The organism is uncultured Veillonella sp. (assembly GCF_900545205.1).
GTDB lineage: Bacteria > Bacillota > Negativicutes > Veillonellales > Veillonellaceae > Veillonella.
Genome location: NZ_UQYC01000013.1, coordinates 1 through 22,176 on the forward strand (window position 1 = coordinate 1; position 22,176 = coordinate 22,176).

The 22,176-nt window shown below is 37.6% G+C and carries 21 protein-coding genes and 1 tRNA gene; 20 read left to right on the plus strand and 2 right to left on the minus strand.

Going from position 1 to position 22,176, the window contains the following annotated elements; all coding sequences use genetic code 11:
- The first annotated feature begins 196 nt into the window (after positions 1-196).
- From QZR70_RS02295 to QZR70_RS02310, 4 genes are all read left to right on the plus strand, one after another.
- A complete protein-coding gene (locus tag QZR70_RS02295) occupies positions 197-2,443 on the plus strand; it encodes an autotransporter outer membrane beta-barrel domain-containing protein (RefSeq protein WP_295792840.1) in 2,247 nt (748 codons plus the stop codon).
- Between the two features lie 211 nt (positions 2,444-2,654).
- Positions 2,655-3,296, plus strand: coding sequence for a flavodoxin family protein (locus tag QZR70_RS02300; RefSeq protein ID WP_295792843.1), 642 nt, complete (start codon positions 2,655-2,657; stop codon positions 3,294-3,296).
- A gap of 36 nt (positions 3,297-3,332) precedes the next feature.
- Positions 3,333-3,791 (plus strand): low molecular weight protein-tyrosine-phosphatase, encoded by a 459-nt coding sequence (locus QZR70_RS02305; RefSeq protein ID WP_295792844.1) that lies wholly within the window; start codon positions 3,333-3,335, stop codon positions 3,789-3,791.
- Between the two features lie 172 nt (positions 3,792-3,963).
- Positions 3,964-4,038: transfer RNA gene (locus QZR70_RS02310), tRNA-Arg, on the plus strand.
- 104 nt (positions 4,039-4,142) lie between these two features.
- Here QZR70_RS02310 and QZR70_RS02315 read toward each other — a convergent pair.
- On the minus strand, positions 4,143-4,562 hold the full coding sequence (locus QZR70_RS02315; RefSeq protein ID WP_295792845.1) for a hypothetical protein: 420 nt from the start codon (positions 4,560-4,562) through the stop codon (positions 4,143-4,145).
- Positions 4,563-4,721: 159 nt separating this feature from the next.
- Here QZR70_RS02315 and QZR70_RS02320 point away from each other — a divergent pair, with 159 nt between their 5' ends.
- From QZR70_RS02320 to QZR70_RS02330, 3 genes are all read left to right on the plus strand, one after another.
- The gene (locus QZR70_RS02320; protein ID WP_295792848.1) at positions 4,722-5,477 is read left to right on the plus strand and encodes a LemA family protein; all 756 of its coding nucleotides are present in this window, start codon (positions 4,722-4,724) and stop codon (positions 5,475-5,477) included.
- Between the two features lie 358 nt (positions 5,478-5,835).
- Positions 5,836-6,651, plus strand: coding sequence for a class I SAM-dependent methyltransferase (locus tag QZR70_RS02325; RefSeq protein WP_295792850.1), 816 nt, complete (start codon positions 5,836-5,838; stop codon positions 6,649-6,651).
- Positions 6,652-6,660: 9 nt separating this feature from the next.
- Entirely contained in the window at positions 6,661-6,990 is a 330-nt protein-coding gene (locus QZR70_RS02330; protein ID WP_024063761.1) for a nitrous oxide-stimulated promoter family protein, read from the plus strand.
- Positions 6,991-7,042: 52 nt separating this feature from the next.
- Here QZR70_RS02330 and QZR70_RS02335 read toward each other — a convergent pair whose 3' ends face one another.
- Positions 7,043-7,321 (minus strand): hypothetical protein, encoded by a 279-nt coding sequence (locus tag QZR70_RS02335; RefSeq protein WP_024063760.1) that lies wholly within the window; start codon positions 7,319-7,321, stop codon positions 7,043-7,045.
- Between the two features lie 192 nt (positions 7,322-7,513).
- On the opposite strand from QZR70_RS02335, the gene ilvB reads away from it, so the two are divergent.
- The 13 genes from ilvB (at position 7,514) to QZR70_RS02400 (ending at position 22,090) form a co-directional block, all read left to right on the plus strand.
- The gene (ilvB, locus tag QZR70_RS02340) at positions 7,514-9,241 is read left to right on the plus strand and encodes a biosynthetic-type acetolactate synthase large subunit (protein WP_295792853.1); all 1,728 of its coding nucleotides are present in this window, start codon (positions 7,514-7,516) and stop codon (positions 9,239-9,241) included.
- Positions 9,242-9,249: 8 nt separating this feature from the next.
- A complete protein-coding gene (ilvN, locus tag QZR70_RS02345; RefSeq protein ID WP_295792855.1) occupies positions 9,250-9,762 on the plus strand; it encodes an acetolactate synthase small subunit in 513 nt (170 codons plus the stop codon).
- Between the two features lie 161 nt (positions 9,763-9,923).
- A complete protein-coding gene (locus tag QZR70_RS02350) occupies positions 9,924-10,511 on the plus strand; it encodes a carbonic anhydrase (RefSeq protein ID WP_105089499.1) in 588 nt (195 codons plus the stop codon).
- A gap of 94 nt (positions 10,512-10,605) precedes the next feature.
- On the plus strand, positions 10,606-11,928 hold the full coding sequence (locus QZR70_RS02355) for a fibronectin type III domain-containing protein (RefSeq protein ID WP_295792857.1): 1,323 nt from the start codon (positions 10,606-10,608) through the stop codon (positions 11,926-11,928).
- Between the two features lie 344 nt (positions 11,929-12,272).
- Positions 12,273-13,457 carry a M20 family metallopeptidase gene (locus QZR70_RS02360; RefSeq protein ID WP_295792860.1) on the plus strand — a complete coding sequence of 395 codons (1,185 nt, stop codon included), beginning with the start codon at positions 12,273-12,275 and terminating at the stop codon, positions 13,455-13,457.
- Positions 13,458-13,488: 31 nt separating this feature from the next.
- The gene (argF, locus tag QZR70_RS02365) at positions 13,489-14,499 is read left to right on the plus strand and encodes an ornithine carbamoyltransferase (RefSeq protein WP_363661696.1); all 1,011 of its coding nucleotides are present in this window, start codon (positions 13,489-13,491) and stop codon (positions 14,497-14,499) included.
- 122 nt (positions 14,500-14,621) lie between these two features.
- A complete protein-coding gene (gene argC, locus QZR70_RS02370; RefSeq protein WP_213467760.1) occupies positions 14,622-15,572 on the plus strand; it encodes an N-acetyl-gamma-glutamyl-phosphate reductase in 951 nt (316 codons plus the stop codon).
- Positions 15,573-15,582: 10 nt separating this feature from the next.
- On the plus strand, positions 15,583-16,440 hold the full coding sequence (gene argB / locus QZR70_RS02375; RefSeq protein ID WP_295792861.1) for an acetylglutamate kinase: 858 nt from the start codon (positions 15,583-15,585) through the stop codon (positions 16,438-16,440).
- Positions 16,441-16,530: 90 nt separating this feature from the next.
- Entirely contained in the window at positions 16,531-17,718 is a 1,188-nt protein-coding gene (locus QZR70_RS02380; protein WP_295792863.1) for an aspartate aminotransferase family protein, read from the plus strand.
- 138 nt (positions 17,719-17,856) lie between these two features.
- Entirely contained in the window at positions 17,857-18,039 is a 183-nt protein-coding gene (locus QZR70_RS02385; protein WP_005385822.1) for a hypothetical protein, read from the plus strand.
- Between the two features lie 95 nt (positions 18,040-18,134).
- Positions 18,135-19,313, plus strand: a complete 1,179-nt coding sequence (locus QZR70_RS02390) for a M20 family metallopeptidase (protein ID WP_295792864.1) — start codon at positions 18,135-18,137, stop codon at positions 19,311-19,313.
- A gap of 298 nt (positions 19,314-19,611) precedes the next feature.
- A complete protein-coding gene (dcuC, locus tag QZR70_RS02395; RefSeq protein WP_295792866.1) occupies positions 19,612-20,967 on the plus strand; it encodes a C4-dicarboxylate transporter DcuC in 1,356 nt (451 codons plus the stop codon).
- A 76-nt stretch (positions 20,968-21,043) separates the two neighbouring features.
- Positions 21,044-22,090, plus strand: coding sequence for a DUF805 domain-containing protein (locus QZR70_RS02400; protein ID WP_295792868.1), 1,047 nt, complete (start codon positions 21,044-21,046; stop codon positions 22,088-22,090).
- The last annotated feature ends 86 nt before the right edge of the window (positions 22,091-22,176 follow it).

Consider the following 22,176-nt stretch of genomic DNA (forward strand, 5'->3'; position numbering starts at 1 on the left):
TAAATACTTTAGTGCATTGTCCTTCCTTATTTCTCCTGAAGAATAATAATTAGTAATTTTAGTACTTACCGAGTGTGTGAGTTAATAGAAGACCTCCTTAGTTGGACTAAGGGGGTCTTTTTGTGCTTTTTAGGTGTTATAAATTTTATGTGATTTAGTGAGAGTATTATAAGCATGATATAAGAAGGAGAGAATTATGAAGATTAGACGTCATGTATCAGCCGTGATGACTGCACTAGTATTAACAGGTATATCTTATTCTGCAATGGCTACAGAAATTAATGTTTCTAGCGATAAAGCAGAGGAGTTGCTGGGTTTAACAATGGGGTCACCAGTACAAACGCAACCTGAGGTTAAACACATAGAGGATACATTAACAGTTAATGTACATGGTAAAAGTTTAACAGAGGCTGGTAAAAGTAAGAATGTTACAGGTATTTATAATGGATTTGGTTCACAACTAACGGTAGATAAAGACCTTATTGTACGATTAAAGAATGATGCACCAGCATCGAAGCGAGAATTAGGTCATTATTATATGAGTGCAGTCTATGCTGGTTATGGCGGTAAGGTACCACGTCTAAGTAAAGATAATCCTGATCGAGACTATGGTGATACTAATATTCATGTGAAAGGTAATGTAGATATCGATGCTATCGGCTCTGGTTTACAAGTCAATCAACGAGGCCATATCCTTGTTGATGGAGGCGGTAAGATTATCACTCATCCTGTAGAAACATCTGATACCTATTCTGTAGTAGCAGAAGAAGGGGATGTATATGTTAATGCAGGCGCTGATGGCAAACATCCAGGCACTCATGACTTAGTTGCTGTTGGTAATGTGGGCCTTATCAACAAGGATTATGGCCGAGATCCAAATCACAATGTAGAACCAACTAATATAGCACTAGCTTTCACAACACCTAACTCTAGCCTTACCGGTGCTGTTTTGAATGAATATGCTGAAAGCAATAAAAACTCTCATAATTCTGGTGCAGATATTTACCTACAAAACGGAGCTACTTGGAATAATGAATGGATTGGCATGGAGCGTCCTACACCTAAAAAAGAACGTCCATCAGGGGATAATGCAGCGTACCTATACAAGGGGAGTAAGGTTCGCAATCTTGTAGGTGGTGTTAACCCAACTGCAGCAGGTAACATTCATCCTATCGATGCGCGGCCTATAACAATTCAGAACTATAGCGGTTATGTGAATGCTATTTATAAATCTGGTGTGCCGGCTAGTGATACAGGAAAAGGGCAAATCATCGTTGAACATGCGGCGGATAATAGCCATATTACAATGCAAGGCGACCATTCCGGTAATACCATCGACGATGCAAGCTACAAAAAGGATATTCAAACATTAGCTGAGAAATTACAATACACAGGTAATGATAAGAAGCTTAGCACAACAGTTCAAATCAATGAAGGTGTTACTACACCTGGTGCTGTTGCAGACCTAGGGGCAGATCATTTTGATTCTCAAGGTCATCTTATTGTAGACGATACAACAAAAGTTGTTCGTGCTAGTGAATCATCGCTCGTAGGTGGCACAAAATCTGCCCTTACTTCAACAGTTATGGCCTGGAAAAATAATACTAATGATTTACAACGTCGTTTAGGTGATCTTCGTCTAGCTAATACAGATAAAGGAGTATGGGCTAAATATATAGGTGGTAAATCTAAGATTACAGATGGTGCTGATGCACATATGACGTACAATGGCGTACAAATCGGATATGATCATAAAGCCTCCAATGGCTGGATTTTCGGCGGTGCTCTAGATTACAGTACATCTAGTAACTCTTATGCTAACGGCAGTGGCGATGGTAAGCTTGGTGGTGTTGCCTTATATGGTACAAAACACCATGATGATGGTCGTTATATAGATATCATCGCTCGTGGTAATAGATTATCCAACGACTATAGCCTTAACTCAATTAGTGGACAACGTTTGAATGGTAACTACCATACATTTGGTACATCCTTGAGTGCTGAATATGGTAAACGTATTAAAAAACAAAATGGTTTCTATATCGATCCTAGTGTAGAATTTATTTTAGGTCGTTTAAATGGTGTATCCTATGATGCAACTATTGCAGGCGGTGGATCCATGCATGTGAAATCTGATGCGGTCAACTCTGCTGTAGGTAGACTTGGCATTGGCATTGGTAAAGAAACAGAAAAATCTAATATCTTTGCAAAACTAGCACTAGCTCATGAATTCTCTGGTAAGGTAAATACTACATATTCTGCACCAGGTAATCCAACAGTACAAACAACTGTAGATTTAAAGGATACATGGCTTGATGCGGAAATCGGCGGTTCTTGGAACGTTCGTCCTAGTACATATCTATATGGCACACTCACTAAAAACTTTGGTGCTACCATCGATAATACATGGCGTATCGATGCAGGGGTTAGACATAACTTTTAATTAAATATATGAAAACTCTGTAGTAGCTTGAATTGAGTTACTACAGAGTTTTTTTGTAAAAGTGTTTATGTGAATTATTCTATAGCGGCAAATAGGCAAATATTAACTGGCTTGCTGTGATGGGCAGACTTTAACAATTTTGTATTTCTGTGATAGTATATAAAGGCTAGTTAATATGTAACTTCTTAAGTAAGAGTTAGGAGGATATAATATGAAAGTTCTAATCGTAAATGGTAGTAGCCATGTAAATGGCACAACAATGCAAGCTATACAAGAGGTACAAAAGGTATTTAGTGAAGCCAATATAGATACAGAGGTCATTCAGCTAGGCAATAAACCTATTCGTGATTGTATTCAATGTGGTTATTGTTCTGAGCATGGCGATTGTGTATTTAAGGATGATGATGTAAATGCCTTCGTAGAAAAAGCGAAAGATGCAGATGGTTTTATCTTTGCAACACCTGTATACTATGCACATCCGAGTGGACGTATTTTATCCTTCTTAGATCGCGTATTCTATAGTGCAGAAAGCGTAACGCCCAATCCATTTGCTTTTAAACCTGGTGCATCTATTGCCGTAGCTCGTCGCGGCGGTACAACTGCATCCTTTGATGTACTCAATAAATACTTTGGTATTTCTCAAATGCCAATTGCAGGCTCTACATATTGGAATATTAGCCATGGTCTAGTAGCCGACGATGCTAAGCAAGATGAAGAAGGTATGCAAACAATGCGCAACTTGGCGAGAAATATGGTTTGGATGATGCGTAGCTTTGCTGTAGCTAAGGAGCAAGGGGTGCCATATCCAGATACCGATAAAGAGAAAAAAGTGTCTACGAACTTTGTACGTTAATAACTCATCGATTGTTGAGTTACTAGAGGAGTTATGATGGTTAAGGTTTTATTTATTTGTCATGGTAATATTTGTCGTTCAACAATGGCAGAATTTTATATGAAGCATATCGTTGAGCAGGCTGGATTAAGCGATTCTATTTATGTTGAATCTGCCGCTACATCTCGTGAGGAGATAGGGAACGACACCCATTATGGGACTAAAAAGAAATTAGATGAAATGGGTATTCCTTACACTCGTCGCAAGGCTCGTCAAGTGACCGTTGATGACTATCATAACTTCGATTACCTCATTATCATGGATGAAAATAATGGACGTAATTTAAAACGAATTATTGGCGATGATGTAGATGCTAAGGTATTCAAGTCCATGTCTTTTGTTGGTGAAAGCCGTGATATAAAGGATCCTTGGTATACGGGAAATTTTGACGAAACCTATGATGATATCAGTCGTAGTTGCGATGCTCTATTAGCATTGATTAAAGGAAAAATATAAATATAAAGACCTTACTATTAGATGATGTAGCAATAGTGATTGAGTTTTAACTATAGTTATTCCAAACTTGAATTGATTTAATAGTAAGGTCTATTCTATATACAGACTATCTTGCTTTATACTTTATACTATCGAACCATAACGTAATATGGTATAATTTTTAGGTATTCATGCGCCTATAGCTCAGGGGATAGAGCGCCGGTCTCCGGAACCGGGTGCGCAGGTTCGATTCCTGCTAGGCGCACCAAATAAAAGGCTTCTCGAAATTTCGAGAAGCCTTTTTATGTGTCTTTATTCTTTAGCTTGATATCTTTATTCTTTAGGTTGAGGTATAGTTTAGAAAATTATATGTTAGCATCTATATTTAGTACAACGAATACCTCTTGATTGGAATTCATTCATCAGTAAGTCTATTGATTTATCAATGACTTCTTCATTAGTTATATATACCATCTTTTTGTAATAGACAGTACCATCAAAGTCTATCCAACGGCTTGTTTTACCATTTAGTTTGCAAATTTGCATTCTGCCGGCCCAGCTGCCCATACTACGGAATTGTTTTCCTTTAGAAAAACGTACCTCACGAATATCGCTTAATTTAAATGTTCTTCTTACTAAGCCAATGCCTATAGCGACTTGATCATCCTTAAAGTAAAGAAGTTTATAACGCTCCTCAGGAGGCATAGATCTAATTATAGATAAGTCATAAGTAGCAAAAACTACAGCAATAGCGATCAATAGAAACATAAGGATTATCATATATTTTCCCATACAATTAAGTCCTCCTTATCTCTATTATAATAAATATAAGTAATGTATGAAATCATTTTATATCACTTCATGAATGAAATTTCATATTGGTTATATCTTTCATATGTATAATATTCTCAAAATTGCATGGTTATTTGTAATCGAAATGGAGAGGGTTCTATGTTTTCAACACTAATATTTTTAATAATTTTATTCTTAATTTTCTTCTTTATTAAGCAATATAATTTATTGCAAAAATTGACTGTAGAGATTAAAGAGGCACGTGCCAACATTATCGTTGCTTACGAGAAAAAGGTAGCTATTGTTAATCAGTTTACTAGTATTGTAAATGAGTATGATGATTATGAAAAATTAATTCAATTGAAGGTGTCTGATAACTTTGTAGATATGGCTCGTGAAACAGCAAAAGCAGTTCAAAATATTACAGCTTTAGCTAATCAATTTCCAGAGTTAAAAGCCAATACTCAATATAGTAAATTCTTAGAAGCGATTAGTGAAAATGAAACGTTCATTTCTAATAAACGTGAGACTTATAACTTCCAAGTAAAAGAGTATAATAGTGAGATTGCTCAAATTCCAATGGTATTTGTAGCATCCTTATTGGGATTTAAACAGGCCCCATTCTTTGATCCAAATAATGAAGAGGCTTTAGCTGAATTTAGTGGTGCTGATCCAGAAGCAATTAAAGATCTTGCTATAAAGGGCACAGACAAGTTGAAGGATACAACAGATAAAATTAGAGAATCCTTTGAAAAACGCGAGCAAGAAGCACAAGCGAAGAGAGAAGAACATCTTAAACAAGAGCGTGAATCTTCTTCTAATAATGAGAGTGTAAAGACTGAAGAGAAAACTGAAACAGAAGCTCCTAAAATTGAAGAGGCGTCTGCTTCAGTAGAGAAACAAGAAGAGAAGTAATCATATATTCAATTGATGTATATGAGTAGATAGTATATAAATCTATTTGTAAAATGAGAGATAAAAGACTCCACTCGTTGAGTGGAGTTTTTTGTTTTTGAAAATACCGTCTAATATAGCATTTATGTAAAAATATATATTTAATAATATCAAGATAACGTGTAAATGTGATTTGAGTAACACATTTTATTTTGAGAATGATGTACAATAAAAATGTCCTTATGAAATCTGAACATCCTAGGTGGAACACTAGGCATATAGGACGTGATGAATAACATATAGATTATCTAATTAAGATTAATAAAGTACTAAATTGTATCATTGCATAGTTTTGATGTAGTGATACAGAGGAGATAGAATGACAAATAGAATACAAGAACTCACCGTCGACGAAACTTGGCGTAATGAGCAAGATGCGTGGAATAATCGATCTAATTACTTTGTAGAAATGCACAATCGGGACGATCGTAAGGCGCAGGTTACAGAGTTTTTATCCTTCTTGAAGAATGAGAATCTTTTGCCCCCTAAAGACGGTTGTACCCTTGATATTGGCTGTGGTGTATGTGACTATGCATTAGGATTGGCTCGTGATGGCTATAAGGCAACAGGTATAGATTTATCTGATGGTATGATTCGTGGTGCTAAACAATTAGCAGAGCCAGAAGGTTTAGATCTTAGCTTGTATATTGCACCGTGGTCTGATGAGACTCGCCGTGAACTAAAATGGGATAAAACCTTTGATTTAACATATAGTATTTTTTGCCCTATCATGTTTGATGTAGAAAATATTCGGGCCATGCACGAATCAAGTAAGGATAAATGCTTGTGGATCGCTTTTAGTGAACGCAGCGATGAAACGGTAGATATGTTATCTGAACATTTCTTTGGTCGCGATTCATTCCCATGGGATGGCAAGATGAAAGCATGTTTAGATGTTATTCATGAAATAGGGCATAATGTAAAAGTAATCTATAAGACAGTTCCTGAAACAGAGGTTATGAGCCTTGATAAAGCGGTTAATTACTTTGCTATGCGACTTCATAATAATACATGGGGCGATATTGAAGATATGAAAGTAGAAATTAGAAATCTCATTGAACCACTAGCTATCAATGGTGAAATTCATAATAAGACCGTTGATAAGGTCGCTTGGGTTTCTTGGTCTGTGAAATAGGAGATTAGCGTGACAGTTGATGAAAAACGTCAGTTAGAACTAAAAACTATGTACCAAATTATTGGCATCTATTGTCGTGATAAACACCACACGCCTAAAGGTGAACTATGTGAGGAGTGCCAAGACATTTGGAATTATGCAGAGCATCGTATTGATGTATGTCCACATATGGAAAGTAAAACCTTTTGCAGCGTATGTAAAACACATTGCTATGGACCAACATATCGTGAAAAGATACGTGAAATCATGCGATATGGTGGGCCTAGAATGTTATTTGTATCACCGATCCAAGTAATTAAACATATGTATCTTGAATGGAAAGACAAAAAAAGAGGCTAGCACTGCTAGCCTCTTTCTTAATGGATTTATCACATTTTTATGTAATACTAGATTACGCGATTGCTTTGTCCAATACAGCTTTGATTAAAGCTTTTGTTTGTTCATAGCTTTCACCAGGTTGAGCCTCGTATTGTTTGTCGAGGTCAAACCACAAGTTTGGATAGTATTCATATGGATGAGTTTTGAAGAGCTCGTGAGCATCTTGATCTTCAACCCAGTTAATATGAATATCTGCGTATGCAGGGTTTTCTGCAACGAGTTCATCGATAGCGCGGAATGCGTTTTCGCAGTAAGGGCAACCGATTAAGTGGAAACCTAAGATTTCTTTCATGTTACACAGTCCTTTCCAGATAGAATCAACATATACTTACATAATTTGAGATTTTATACATACTCATGTACCACAATATATGGTACACTACTGAGTATATCACATCTATATAAGATATTCAATTTTTTAGATATGCCTAATGAGAATATTGAGAATACAATATGCATGTATTACATAGATAAGGAGACACCTATGATTTCAGGCGCGCAGTATTTGGTAAAAGCCCTTCAAGAGGAGCAGGTAGAAATCTTATTTAACTATCCTGGGGCTGCTACTATCGATATTATGGATGAATTATATAAACAAGATCAGGTAAAGGTTATTTTGCCTCGTCACGAGCAAGCGTTAGCTCATGCTGCTGATGGATATGCTCGTAGCACGGGTAAGGTAGGGGTTTGTATGGTAACCTCTGGACCAGGTGCGACCAATCTTGTAACAGGTATTGCTACTGCTTATGCAGATAGTGTGCCTCTCGTTTGTATTACAGGCCAAGTAGACTTAGGTCTTATGGGCAATGATGCCTTCCAAGAGGTGGATACAGTTGGTATCGTCCGTAATATTTGTAAATATGCTGTCACTGTCCGTGATCGTAAAGACTTAGGGCGCATTTTGAAAGAAGCTTTCTACATTGCTCGTACCGGTCGTCCAGGCCCTGTAGTTGTAGATATTCCTAAAAATATTCAAAAGGCGATGGGATCTGATGAATATCCTACAGAGGTTAATATCCGAGGTTATAAACCGAATATGGCTGTTCACGTAGGGCAAGTTAAAAAGGCTTGCTCCATCATTTCTAAGGCTAAGCGACCACTGTTTCTATTAGGTGGTGGCGTCAGTATTAGTGGTGCCAACCAGCTTATGATGGATTTAATTGAAAAAACAGGCATTCCAGTTGTAACGACCTTGATGGGGAAAGGGGCTGTAGATACACGTCATCCTCTATACCTCGGTAATGTAGGGATTCACGGTGGCTATGCACCAAATGTGGCACTCACAGATTGTGATGTAATGATTTCTATTGGCACTCGCTTCAATGATCGCATTACGGGTAAATTAAGTACCTTTGCACAAAATTGTAAGATTATTCATATCGATGTAGATGCAGCATCTATCTCTAAAAATATTAAAGTAGATATTCCAATCGTAGCCGATGCTAAATTGGCTATCGAAAAACTCTTAGAGTATATTGAGCCTCATGATCTTGGTGATTGGCCTGAACAACTGCAACAGCTTAAAGCAGAACGTCCTGTAACGCAAGCTGATGAAGAAGGTTTAACACCTCAAACAGTCATTGACTACATCAATAATCACTATGATCGCCCAATTGTTACTACTGACGTAGGTCAAAACCAACTATGGACTACGCAGTTCTTAGAGGTACAAGGACAACACCAAATGCTGACTTCTGGCGGTTTAGGAACTATGGGCTATGGCTTCCCTGCAGCACTAGGTGCTCAAATGGGGAATCCAGATAAGCGCGTATTTGCCATCTGTGGTGATGGTGGGGTGCAAATGAATATCCAAGAGTTTGCTACCGCTATGCACTATCGTTTACCTGTGACGCTAATTGTTTTAAACAATGGGTTCCTCGGTAATGTTCGTCAATGGCAACAATTGTTCTACGATAAACGGTATGCTTGTACGAATTTGATGATGGATGAAAGCTCCATTGTTACACGAGATATCATTGATAATAATGAGTTTGAATATGTGCCAGACTTCGTGAAATTGGCAGAGGCTTATGGTGCTAAGGCAATGCGCATTACTAAAGTTGAGGATATTGAAAAAGGGTTCCAATTGGCGGATACTTTCAAAAATGGCCCAACCTTACTTGAGTTCATCATTCCTACAGAGCTCAATGTATTGCCAATGGTACCTGCAGGTAAATCTTTAAGTGATATGTTATTAAAGGATAAAAAATAGGAGGGGCTATGGAAGTACATATGAAAAAGCGCTGCATTTCAGCGTATGTAGAAAACCAAATCGGCGTATTGGCTAAAATTTCTGGCCTCTTCGCAGGTAAAAACTATAACCTTGATACATTGACAGTAGGGGAAACTGAAGATCCTACCATGTCTCGTATGACCATTGAGCTCACATGCGATGATTTGACGTACGAACAAATCATTAAACAGCTTAATCGCAGTGTAGAGGTGATTAAGGTTATCGACTTTACAGATATGCGGATTACAAAGAAAGAACTATTGTTTATTAAGGTCAACAGTTGCAAAGAAGCAGATAAACAAGAAATCTTCCGCATTGCTCAAACCTTTGACTTGTTGGTAGTTGATTATAACCGCAAATCTGTTCTCGTACAATGTGTAAAAACAGTATCCAAAAATAACGATATGATTGCTCTATTTAAAGATATGTTTGTTAATCGTATTGAAGTTGTACGCGGTGGTAGCGTAGCTATCGAAGCACTATCTACACCTGATAGATAAGTTTTAACTTAATTATTCTAAATCTATTTTTGGAGAATAATGATCTAAGACTAGTAGTGATTTAGAATGGATACAACTGAATATGATATAATATTTATATCGACCATTATTGATATAGAGACCTTGGTTGTATGCCAAGGTCTTTTTATATAGGAGGTACTATGAGTTTATTAGATGATATTTTAGCCCATAATAGAGAATATGTAGAAGATCAAAATACAGGTTATGTAGAAACAGATACTAAATGCAGTAAGATGCCTAGTCGTGAAATGGCAATCGTTACATGCATGGATACACGTCTTGTTAACTTCTTAGAAGATTCCATGGATATTGGCCGCGGTGAAGCGAAAATCGTAAAGACTGCAGGGAACTGTATTACAGGTCCCTTTGATGGCGTTGTACGTAGTTTACTTGTTTGTATTTATGAGCTAGGCGTTAACGAAATCTTTATCATTGGTCATCATGAATGTGGTATGGCAAAAACTACGGCAAAAGATTTAACAGAAAAAATGTTGGCTCGTGGTATTGCACCAGAAGCGATTCATATGGTCCGTAAAGAAATGGAACGCTGGGCAGATGGATTTACACACCCTGCTGAAAATGTAGAAGACACTGTAGACGAATTGCGTATGAATCCTTTGATTCCGAAAGACGTACCTATTCACGGTCTTATCTTCCATCCTAGAACAGGTGAAATTGAAGTCATCGTTAATGGCTATACACAAATGAAGCAATATTACGAAAAATAGTAGGTAAATCTTGTTTGACTTAAAGTTAAGTTTAAGTTTTATAATGTGTTCATATTAAATATTAGTCAAACAGTTTAGTTAATAAAGGAATTATATGAACAAAAAAAGATTAATTATATCCTTACTAGCTATTATTACCGTGGTTGCTGCTACTGTAGGTAGCTATGTATATAGGGATACTATATACAGTCGAATTGCACGGACTGCGGCTGTGGTGAGTGGTCAAGAAATAAAACCACTACTCGATTCTGAAAGTCGTTATATTCGGCAAATTGTAGCTCAAGATAATAGCACAAGCCGTACCATTATGTGGCAATCAGATAGTAGCGAAGCTGATGCGGTAATAGAGTATCGTCTAGCAGGTTCTGAAAATACTCAAACGATAGGGGCAACGGATAAAGTTTTTACTGATGACGGCAGTACTACCTATATTCATGAGGCTACATTGACAGGTTTAACACCTAATACTAAATATGAATATCGCGTTGGTTATGGTAGTGATCGCCGTAGTGATTGGTACTCCCTGGAAACGGCTGGCGCTAGTGTCTATGATGTGCTCATATATCCAGACTCTCAGTCGGGGGATTATTCTCAGTGGGAAGAGCTTGTAAAGGACTCAGCACATCGCAATCCAAGGACAGCCCTGTATATTAGCATGGGTGACCTTGTAGATAATGGGGAACAAGACTATCAATGGCGCACTTGGTTAAATTCCATTAGACCGTTGAGTGCTAATGTGCCGTTAGCAACGACCTTAGGTAATCACGAGATGTATACATTAGATTGGAAAATGCGCGAGCCTTATGCGTATTTAAATTACTTTGCAGTACCGCCTAATGGGAATGAAACTTTTAATCGTCGTTATTATTCCTATGACTTCGGTGATGTTCATTACGTTGTATTAGATACGCAACTTTATGAAAGCAATCATGAAGATAATCATGATACGCATCATCCTGATTTATACGATGTACAGGTTCAGTGGCTACGCCAAGATTTGGCAGCAAATACTAAAAAGTGGACCGTAGTTCTCATGCATCGGGATCCATTCCAATATGCCATTGACCGCCCTGGCGCAAGTCGTGATGTAGGATTCAACGAAGAGGGCGTATTGTTTATGCCTATCTTTGATGAGTTTAATGTAGATTTAGTGTTGTCAGCTCATTTACATTCTTATCGTAATAGAGGGCATGTACGTAACTTTGATAGAGATGCTTCGGGACCATTATATATTCTGACTGGTATTGCCGGAGATACTCGTCGCCCTAAGTGGAAAGAACATCCTTTAGATGTATATGTGGCACCAGATCGAGATAAGAATAACTATATGGCGATGACTGTTACACCGAATAAATTGATAGTAAAAGCTTTCTTACCAGACGGTACACAGCTAGATGAGTCGGTTATAGAGAAATAGAAGTACAAGATTATAAGAATATATAAGCAAAAGACACCTTCTTTGAAAGGTGTCTTTTTTGTGTGTTTATACAAATAGTTTTCTCTGATTTATAGTTTAAATAGGTAAACATATAAATGATAATTATATATTTATTATATATTTTATATGCTAAATTAAGTTCATGTAAATTACAGTTCTAAGGACTATGATAAAAATTAATTCATAGTATAACAAATAAAAATACAGAAAATTTGTATAAAACTTGAATAAAACGACTGATAGTATTATAATACGTACATAGGTTATAAAAATACGCTAATAATGTATAAAACATACATATAGTGTATAAAGGAGATAGAGTAATGAATACATTACAAGATTTGATCAAGAAATATGCCGCACAATATAAAGAACAAGTTGTAGCATGGCGTAGACATATTCATAGTCATCCAGAATTATCTGGTGAAGAAAAAAATACATCCTTATTTATTCAAAAGGTTCTTGGTGAATTAGGTATTCCTTTTGTAAATGATGTTTCTGATTATGCCGTTATCGGTAAAATCGAAGGGACTCAACCTGGACCAGTCATTGCATTGCGTGCTGATATAGATGCCTTACCCATACATGAAACTACTGGATTGCCATTTGCATCAGAAAATGACGGCGTTATGCATGCTTGTGGTCATGATAGCCACATTGCGATTTTGCTTGGTGCAGCAGCCATTTTACAGTCTATTAAAGACCAATTGCATGGCACCGTAAAGCTCGTATTCCAGCCTTCCGAAGAGGAAGCATTATTCCCAGGTGCACAAGGTATTGTAGATAGCGGCATTCTTGATGATGTAGATGAAATATATGGCCTTCATGTATGGCCACAATTACCGGTTGGTACGGTAGGTCTAAAAAAAGGTAATTTGATGGCTGCATCGGATCACTTCCTCGTCCATATTAAAGGGAAATCGACCCATGGAGCGGAGCCTCATAATGGGGTAGATGCCATCGTAGCAGCCGCAAACTGGATTGTAAACGTAGAATCTATTGTGGCTCGTGAAACGAATCCAATGGAAAATCTAGTATGTACCATCGGTGTTATCAAGGGGGGCGACAGATACAATGTAGGCTGTGGCGATGTATATCTAGAAGGTACTTGTCGTACTTATGAACCAGCAAAACGGGATTATATAGAACGACGTCTTGGTGAAAGTTTACAAGCTCTCGATATGTTATTAAAAACAAAGAGTACCTTAGATTATAAACGTGGTCATGGAGCTACCATCAATGATCCGGATGCCATCGATTATGCCACATCTATTGTAGAGAAATATCTTGGTAAAGAAGCGGTGGTACATCCTGAATTCCCGTCTATGGCTGCAGAGGACTTCTCCGCGTATCTTCATAAAATAAAAGGTGCTTTCCTTTGGTTAGGTACTGGATTTGAAGGTAATCCGGCCTTGCATAATGAGGCTTTCACCATTGATGAAAGCATCCTAGAACCTGGTATAACAATGATGTCTGCCATTGCCGCCGAATTTTTACAAGAAAAGTAGTTAAATAAGTAGTTTGAAATAAGAGGTTATCATGAAGAGTTTACAACATACATCATTTAAAACAATGCTTCAATACACACCAGAAGAAATTAAATACTTCTTGGACTTGGCTGCAAAATTAAAAGCCGATAAAAAAGCAGGCAAAGAAATCAAAACATTAGTAGGTAAAAACTTTGCATTAATTTTTGAAAAAGACTCTACACGGACACGTTGTGCCTTTGAAGTAGGTGCTGCGGATCAAGGTGCTCATACGACATATCTTGGCCCTACAGGTTCCCAAATGAATAAAAAGGAATCCTTAAAAGATACAGCTCGTGTTCTAGGATCTATGTATGATGCTATCGAGTTTAGAGGTTTTGATCAAGCCGATGTAGATACATTAGCTGATTATTCTGGCGTACCTGTTTGGAATGGCCTTACCGATATGGATCATCCTACACAAACATTAGCGAATTTTTTGACGCTTCAAGAAAATATTGATAAACCATTGAATGAAATCTCTTATGCTTATGTGGGTCATGGTCAATCTAATATGTGTAATGCCTTAATGAGTGGGGCCGTTAAAATGGGTATGGACTTCAGACTTATCGGTCCTAAACAATATTGGCCAGCTGGTCCATTCTATGAAGAATGCTTGAAAGTTGCAAAAGAAACAGGTGCTACCATTACATGTACAGATAATGTAGCGGAAGGTGTTAAAGGCTTAGATGTTATCTACACAGGCGTATGGGTAACTATGGGTGATACATACGATATGTGGGAAGAACGTATTAATACGTTTAAACCATTCCAAGTTAACGCTGAAATGATGGCATTAACTGGCAATCCAAATACAAAATTCTGTCACTGCTTGCCAGCGTTCCACAATACGGAAACTCAAGTAGGTAAAGATATCTTTGAACGGTTCGGCATGAATGGTATTGAGGTAACTGAAGATGTATTTGAAGGTTCAAATTCCTTGGCCTTCCAAGAAGCAGAAAATCGTCTACATACGATTAAGGCCGTTATGGTTGCTACATTTGGTGACTATCCTTTGAAATAATTTCATCTCCCTAGAAGGTGATGTATGGTATAGTTTGTTTCCTATTTATAATCGATGAAAGTAATAACTGAGAGTTGTATAAATAGGTGTGAGTCACCAATAGGTGAGAATTGAGGTTTACTATGACACCCTATAAAGTATTTATTGTTGGTCATGAAGGCACAACAGGTTTAAGAATTCATGAACGGTTATCCGATAGAAAAGATATAGAGCTATTAGCTACAGCTGATGAGGATCGTAAAAATGTAGAGGCTATTAAAGAGGTAGCTAAAGAGGCAGATATTGTATTCCTCTGCTTGCCTGATGTGGCATCTAAGGAAATCATGGCCGCTATCGGTGAATTACCATGTAAGGTAATTGATACATCTACTGCCTTTAGAACTGCTGATGATTGGGCTTATGGATTCCCAGAACTCGGTGCGGATTATAAAACAGCCATCGCTACTGAAAAACATATTGCTAACCCTGGTTGTCATGCGAGTGGAATGATTGCTTGTATTGCACCTCTTGTAAAAGCTGGTCTTGTGCCAACAGATTATCCTTTCACTATCACATCCTTAACAGGCTATAGCGGTGGTGGTAAAAAGATGATTGGCCAATATGAAAGTGAACCAAAGGATTATTTCCTCTATGCACCGCGTCAATATGGTCTAAGTCAACAACATAAGCATTTGCCAGAAGTTCAACATGTATGTGGCCTTAGCGAAGCACCAATCTTTATGCCTATCGTTGACGATTATTATTCCGGCATGGAAGTAACTGTGGGCATCCATAGTCGTTTATGTAATAAACCAGTTAGCATCGATACAGTGCAACAGGCATTAGAAGACTTTTACAAAGATAGTACAATCATTACTGTTGTGCCATTTGCAGAGAACAGCAATACTGGGATGTTGAATGCTAATCAATTGAGCAACACAGATAGCATGAAAATCTATGTGACTGGCAACGATGAACGCATTATGGTTCATGCTATTTTCGATAATTTAGGCAAAGGTGCATCTGGTGCCGCTGTTCAATGCATGAACATTGCTTTAGGTTTGCCTGAGGATACAGGCCTAGCACTAGGTTAGAGAGGGAACTATGAAGGACGTAACAAATGCAATGCGGGCGCATATCTTAACTGCGGCCGTTCCATATATTAAACAATATACCGATCAATACGTTGTCGTTAAATATGGTGGCAATGCCATGATTGATGAAGAATTAAAAAAATCCGTTATGAAGGATTTACTATTACTCCAATTGGTAGGGGTGAAAGTTGTACTCGTTCATGGTGGCGGACCAGCTATTAATAGTACACTAGATGCTATGCAGATTGAATCACATTTTGCAAATGGCTTGCGTGTCACTGATGAAGCGACAATGGATGTAGTACAAATGGTATTAGCTGGTAAGGTTAATAAAGGCCTTGTAGCAGATTTAACAGATCTCGGCGGTAAAGCTGTTGGCCTTTGTGGCGTTGACGGTAATATGATTCAAGTTCATAAGCAAAATGATGAGCTTGGCTATGTAGGCTCCATAGATACTATCGATACAAGCATTATTGATGATGTTATCAGTAGAGGCTATATTCCTGTCATTTCCTCTATTGGTATGGGGGCTGATGGCAAGACATACAATATCAATGCCGATACGGTGGCAGCAAAAATTGCAGGTGCTTTAAAGGCAGAAACAATGGTTGCCATGACCAATATTGATGGTGTATTACGAGATGTGCATGATCCTGAATCTCTCATCTCTAAAATTACCATGGCAGAGGCAGATCAATTAAAAGCGGATGGTATTATTGCAGGCGGTATGATTCCTAAAGTAGATTGCTGCTTAGAGGCTATTAAATCTGGTGCCCAAAAGGTATTTATCATCAATGGTGAAATCCCACATGCTATTCTTATCGAGCTATTGACCGATGAAGGTCTTGGCACGATGTTTGTAAAGTAATATAGTAGGTATAGCGATGGTAATCATTTATTACCATCGTTACCTTTCATATAGATAGACGACGGCATGGCCGTACGTTTGGAGGATGTAATGAGTAATACAATCGATTTTGAACAACAAGATAAAGAATATATAGCCAATACGTATGGCCGGTTTAACGTATGTTTTGAAAAAGGTAAAGGTTCTCTTTTATGGGACGTAGATGGCAAAGAATACATTGATCTTGGATCCGGTATTGGTGTAACCGCATTTGGTGTAGATGACGATGAATGGACAGAGGCGGTAACAAAGCAATCTCATGCTTTGAACCATATCTCTAATTTGTACTATTCTTTACCACAAATTGAATTGGCAAAACAACTATGCGCTAAGACAGGTATGAAGAAGGTATTCTTCTCTAACTCTGGTGCAGAGTCTAATGAATGTGCCATCAAGGCAGCTCGTAAATATAGTCATGACAAATATGGTGACGGTCGTCATGTCATCGTTACGTTAGTAAACAGTTTCCACGGTCGTACTATTACTACCTTGTCTGCTACAGGCCAAGATGTATTCCATCAACATTTCTTCCCATTTACAGAAGGCTTTATTCATACACCAGCTAATGATATTGATGCGGCTTTAAAAGCCCTTGATAATCCTGCAGTTTGTGCCATCATGATGGAACCTATTCAAGGTGAAGGTGGTGTTATGCCACTAGATAAAGAGTTCGTACAAGCGGTAACAAAATATGCTCATGAACACGATCAACTCGTGTTAATCGATGAAGTACAAACTGGTAATGGTCGTACTGGCAGTTTGTATGCATACCAACAATTTGGCATTGAGCCAGATGTAGTATCTACTGCAAAAGGTTTAGCGGGCGGTCTCCCTATGGGCGCTACCTTATTCAATGAAAAGATGCAATATGTATTAAATGCAGGTGCTCATGCTACAACCTTTGGTGGTAATCCAATCTGTGCGGCCGCAGGTAACACGATTATTAGTCGTTTAACACCAGAATTCTTAGATTCTGTGAAAGCAAAAGGGGACTATGTAAAAGCTACCTTAGCAGGCAAACCTGGTATTCTAGGTGTGAGCGGTATGGGCCTTATGCTTGGTATTGAAACTACAGTAGATCCAAAAGCAGTCATTGCGAAATGTCTTGAAAAGGGCGTTGTATGCTTGTCTGCGAAAAATAAAGTACGTCTTTTACCAGCTCTTAATATTCCTCAAGACCAATTGGAAAAAGCGATTGCTATTGTAGCTGAAGCTATTGAAGAGTTAGCGGCAAAATAATTTTAAGGATAACTTTCATAAATATCATTTAAAATAGTTGCGTAACCGTGTAATTATTGAAATAAATCGATGAATATATAGACTTTAGTTCTCATTCGTGTTACCCTAGAAGAAACAGTCTATATTGGAGGAGTAAATATGAATACAGAATCCTTACGTAACGAAGTATTGGTTCCTGCTGTAGCAAAAACATTAGATATTGCTACAAAAGCAAAACCTACAAAAGAAGAACTTTTCACAACAGCAAAAATTACGGCTGCTGTGGCAGTTGCAACAGCTGTTGTATCCTTAGCGGTACAAGCAGTATTGCGCAACCGATAAGACATAAAGAAAACGACATGGCGTGGCCTGTCGTTTTCTTTTACTTTTACCCTGTTATTCCCCTTGATTAAGGGATTTTATAAGGAGGCGATACCATGCATAGTCGCGATTTAATTGAACAATATAAAGGCTACGTTCAAGATTGGCGTAGATATTTTCATAAACATCCAGAGCTCAGTAATGAAGAGTTTGAAACAACTAAGACACTGGCTAAAGAATTAGAATCTATGGGCGTAGAGGTTCATGTAGATACTGAGCGTGGCATCGGCTTAGTTGGTATTATCCATGGCGATAAACCTGGTAAGGCTATCGCATTGCGTGCTGATATTGATGCTTTACCTGTTCATGAACATAATACAGTAGACTACAAATCTGAAACTGAAGGCAAAATGCACGCTTGTGGTCATGATGGTCATATGGCTATCTTGCTAGGCGCTGCTAAGATGTTAATGTCTATGAAAGACCGCATCGAAGGCGATGTGTATTTAGCATTCCAACCTGCCGAAGAAACGGGTGCAGGGGCGCCAGATTTCGTTAAATTTGGTGATTGGTATGATAAAATCGATGCTATCTTTGGTGGCCATGTGTGGATTGACTTACCAGCAGGCCTCATCTCCGTAGAGGAAGGCCCTCGTATGGCTGCAAGTAGCCAGATTACTATTAATGTAAAAGGTAAACAAGGCCATGGGGCACAGCCACATCAGGCGATTGATGCCATTGTAGTGGCTAGTGCTATCGTTATGAACTTGCAAACCGTAGTGTCTCGTAATGTGAGTGCCTTAGATTCTCTTGTACTCACTATTGGTAATATTCACTCTGGATCTGAATGGAATGTTATCCCTGGTGAAGCTAAAATGGGGGGCACCATTCGATTCTTTGATCCAGACCAAGAAGAGTATTATGTAGAATCCATACGCCGCGTAGTAGAACATACGGCTGAAGCCTATGGGGCAACTGCGACATTAGAATATGTAAAAAAAGTACCGCCTACAATTAATGATCCTGCATCCAGTGAATTGGCAGAACGTGTCGTTATTGATACATTAGGTAAAGACAAACTTTCTAAAATGCGTAAAGTAATGCCAGGGGAAGATTTTGCATGGTATTTACAAGATAAACCAGGTTGCTTTGCTTTTATTGGGATTCAAAACCCTGAAATCGAGGCTACCTACGATCATCATAATAATCGATTCAATATGGATGATACTGTACTATCTGCGGCATCAGCCGTATATGCAGAATATGCCATTGCATGGTTGAAAGAGCATAAATAAAAACTATTTAATTATATAAGTAATAACTTACGTACTAATCCGTCTAATAGATTAGATGTTTGTATGTTTAATAATAAAATCAATTAGATATCTCCATCTTAAAAGCACTGTTATCTTAAGGGTAATGGTGCTTTTTCATTGTATTTTTATTTATATTTTCCGTATAGTATAGGTATAATATAGGTATAAGTTGGATGTGATGCAAGTATGATACAAGTATTATATAAGTATAATTCAAGTGTAGTATTTGTGATATAAATCCGCTGTAAGTCTAATACATTCTCTATGAGAGGTACTTATGAATATAGTTATATGTCTCATCATAATTGCTATTACAGGCTTTTTATTGATGAAGCGCTACCAGCCACAACCTATTTTGATTGGCTTAGGAATTCTTATGATGTTCATCGCTTATGAGGCGAGCTGGATTGATGCCATATTAGTTGGTGACCAATCCACAGGAGTTCTCATATTTGATGCAATGGATATCGTAAGAATAACGACATCAAATAACATAGTCAATCTGGGCCTCATGATTATGACCTGTGCAGGTTATGCAAAATATATGGAGCATATTGGGGCAGGGACGAGATTGGCACATACATTTATACGTCCTTTATATCGTCTAAATCGCCCATATATTGTACTGGCCCTTATGTTTCTACTCAATATGGGATTATCCATTTGTGTACCTAATCCATTGAGCCTTGCACTTCTTATGATGGTCACTATGTATCCTGTGTTACTTCGATTAGGTGTAAGCCCTGTAGGGGCGGCAGCGGTTATTGCTACGGGACATCTCATGGATGTGGGGCCAGGTGCAGTATCTACCTTACTTATTGCAAAGACCTTGAATATGCCCGTGCCAAACTATTTTGTAGGCTACCAGTTGCGTCTTTATTTCTTAGTCGCCATTGTGACGGCTATAGCACACTTTTTCTGGCAGAAATATCGTGACCGGGTGGAGGAACCTAAGGTTATAGATGCTTGTGAAAGTATTCCAGAGGCGCCAATAGGGCCTAAGCCGTATATGATATTCCCATTATTACCATTGTGTTTTATCTTAGGCTTTAGTCAATATGGCTTTCCTGGGGTGAAGATGAATGTTACCCTTGCTATGATGCTTGCCTTTGGTATAGCGTTATTAGCTGAATTAATTCGTCATCGAAATCTGAGGACAGTACTTAAGAGTACAACTATTTTCTTTGAAGGTATGGGGAACCAGTTCTCTTATGCAGTGACCCTTATTATAGGGGGACAAATCTTTGCACAAGGACTAGTGAGTTTAGGTCTTATTGAATCCTTGCTTGGGGCACTTCAAACATTATCTCTTAACTCCATAGGACTTACCTCTGTGCTAGGCGGCGGTATGTTAGGCCTTAGCATGGTGACAGGTAGTAATGTAGCGCCATTATTTACTTTGGTTCCACTAGTACCTAATATCGTAGCTCATCTAGGCTTGGATCCGATTACTACTATGCTTGGTATGCAAAACGGTGCAAGCCTAGGCTTATTCCTTAGCCCAATCAGTCCGGTAATGGTCGGTGTAGCAGGCGTGGCGCATATTAAATCCGTAGATCTACTTAAACGTACCGCCGTGCCGGTTCTTGTGGCGTTACTTACTAGTTGTGTGGGCATATGGGTGCTTTATTAAATTTAGATATTTACTAAGTCTTGTTTAATATGGTATGGTACGAGTTAGTACTGTTGTTAATACTTTGTTTAGATATATGAAATACGGAGCGTTAATGATTAACTTTAACTTTCTTGATGAATGGCTATTATTAAAGTCTAATGTTAAGAATCTTTTTCTTAACCAAAGGCTAACAAGATTTCCATACTTAGCTGGGGTAGCATTTCTTCTTTTAGAAGTCTATTTTTGTAATTTTATAAACTTTCTTGGGATTATTGGCTCCCTAAAATTTAACTTTAATGAAACTTTTCAGGAGTATTTTGATAATGTAATTTTTACTTCTAATTACATTATTGATAAACCTACTTTTCTTATTATGACAATTATCATTAATCTTTTAGGGGCTTTTATTCTATCGGAATTAGTTAAAAGACGATTAAATGATTATAGTGGTAGTACTCTTGGACGGTGTTTACAGTATATTATTTTAATTTTTAATATATTACTTCTAGGCTATTGGGGATATAATCAAAGCCTTACAGATATAGATATTAGAGTGACTGCAGACTTTTACATTTATCTTTTCTATGAGTATATAGTACTCTTATTGCTAATCTTTGTGCCTTCTAGTAAAGTTGCTAATCAATATGGTTTGCCAAATGGAAAGCAGCGGAGTGGAGAATATATTATCACCTATAAACCGATATATAGCTCTAGCGATGATAAAAAGAGGGAAGATTATTGGGATATAATTGGTTTATCTCATTCCATAGATTCCTTTAGAAGCATGTTTATCAATAAGCTGTTTGATTATCGAACTAGAGCCAAAAGACAAGAGTTATACTGGGGTGTATTTATGTTCCAGATTATAACAAGTGCGCTCAACTCTGTTTTGTTTTACTTCTATGAAAACATATTTAATGTAGAAACTGCTATTGTTGCTAGTCTAGTTATCTATTGGATCTTTTGGATATGGTATATGTTAGCTAATATTAGTTGTACTGTTAGACGATTACATGATACGGGTCTTAGCGCTTATTGGTTAATAGCCATATTTATTCCATTTATTAATATCTATACTTTATATATGACTGTATTTAAACCATCTATCAATAGCGTTGAATTAAATTCTATTAACGAATAAAGTTGTTATTGAATTTTACTAAATAACCCTCTTTACATTTTCTGTAAAGAGGGTTATTATATTCCAATAATAAATCGTATGTAATT

Coding starts and splice junctions, on each gene's coding strand:
- QZR70_RS02295 (WP_295792840.1), top strand. CDS start 197: ATGAAGATTAGACGTCATGTATCAGCCGTGATGACTGCACTAGTATTA.
- QZR70_RS02300 (WP_295792843.1), top strand. CDS start 2,655: ATGAAAGTTCTAATCGTAAATGGTAGTAGCCATGTAAATGGCACAACA.
- QZR70_RS02305 (WP_295792844.1), top strand. CDS start 3,333: ATGGTTAAGGTTTTATTTATTTGTCATGGTAATATTTGTCGTTCAACA.
- QZR70_RS02315 (WP_295792845.1), bottom strand. CDS start 4,562: ATGGGAAAATATATGATAATCCTTATGTTTCTATTGATCGCTATTGCT.
- QZR70_RS02320 (WP_295792848.1), top strand. CDS start 4,722: ATGTTTTCAACACTAATATTTTTAATAATTTTATTCTTAATTTTCTTC.
- QZR70_RS02325 (WP_295792850.1), top strand. CDS start 5,836: ATGACAAATAGAATACAAGAACTCACCGTCGACGAAACTTGGCGTAAT.
- QZR70_RS02335 (WP_024063760.1), bottom strand. CDS start 7,321: ATGAAAGAAATCTTAGGTTTCCACTTAATCGGTTGCCCTTACTGCGAA.
- ilvB (WP_295792853.1), top strand. CDS start 7,514: ATGATTTCAGGCGCGCAGTATTTGGTAAAAGCCCTTCAAGAGGAGCAG.
- ilvN (WP_295792855.1), top strand. CDS start 9,250: ATGGAAGTACATATGAAAAAGCGCTGCATTTCAGCGTATGTAGAAAAC.
- QZR70_RS02350 (WP_105089499.1), top strand. CDS start 9,924: ATGAGTTTATTAGATGATATTTTAGCCCATAATAGAGAATATGTAGAA.
- QZR70_RS02355 (WP_295792857.1), top strand. CDS start 10,606: ATGAACAAAAAAAGATTAATTATATCCTTACTAGCTATTATTACCGTG.
- QZR70_RS02360 (WP_295792860.1), top strand. CDS start 12,273: ATGAATACATTACAAGATTTGATCAAGAAATATGCCGCACAATATAAA.
- argF (WP_363661696.1), top strand. CDS start 13,489: ATGAAGAGTTTACAACATACATCATTTAAAACAATGCTTCAATACACA.
- argC (WP_213467760.1), top strand. CDS start 14,622: ATGACACCCTATAAAGTATTTATTGTTGGTCATGAAGGCACAACAGGT.
- argB (WP_295792861.1), top strand. CDS start 15,583: ATGAAGGACGTAACAAATGCAATGCGGGCGCATATCTTAACTGCGGCC.
- QZR70_RS02380 (WP_295792863.1), top strand. CDS start 16,531: ATGAGTAATACAATCGATTTTGAACAACAAGATAAAGAATATATAGCC.
- QZR70_RS02385 (WP_005385822.1), top strand. CDS start 17,857: ATGAATACAGAATCCTTACGTAACGAAGTATTGGTTCCTGCTGTAGCA.
- QZR70_RS02390 (WP_295792864.1), top strand. CDS start 18,135: ATGCATAGTCGCGATTTAATTGAACAATATAAAGGCTACGTTCAAGAT.
- dcuC (WP_295792866.1), top strand. CDS start 19,612: ATGAATATAGTTATATGTCTCATCATAATTGCTATTACAGGCTTTTTA.
- QZR70_RS02400 (WP_295792868.1), top strand. CDS start 21,044: ATGAAATACGGAGCGTTAATGATTAACTTTAACTTTCTTGATGAATGG.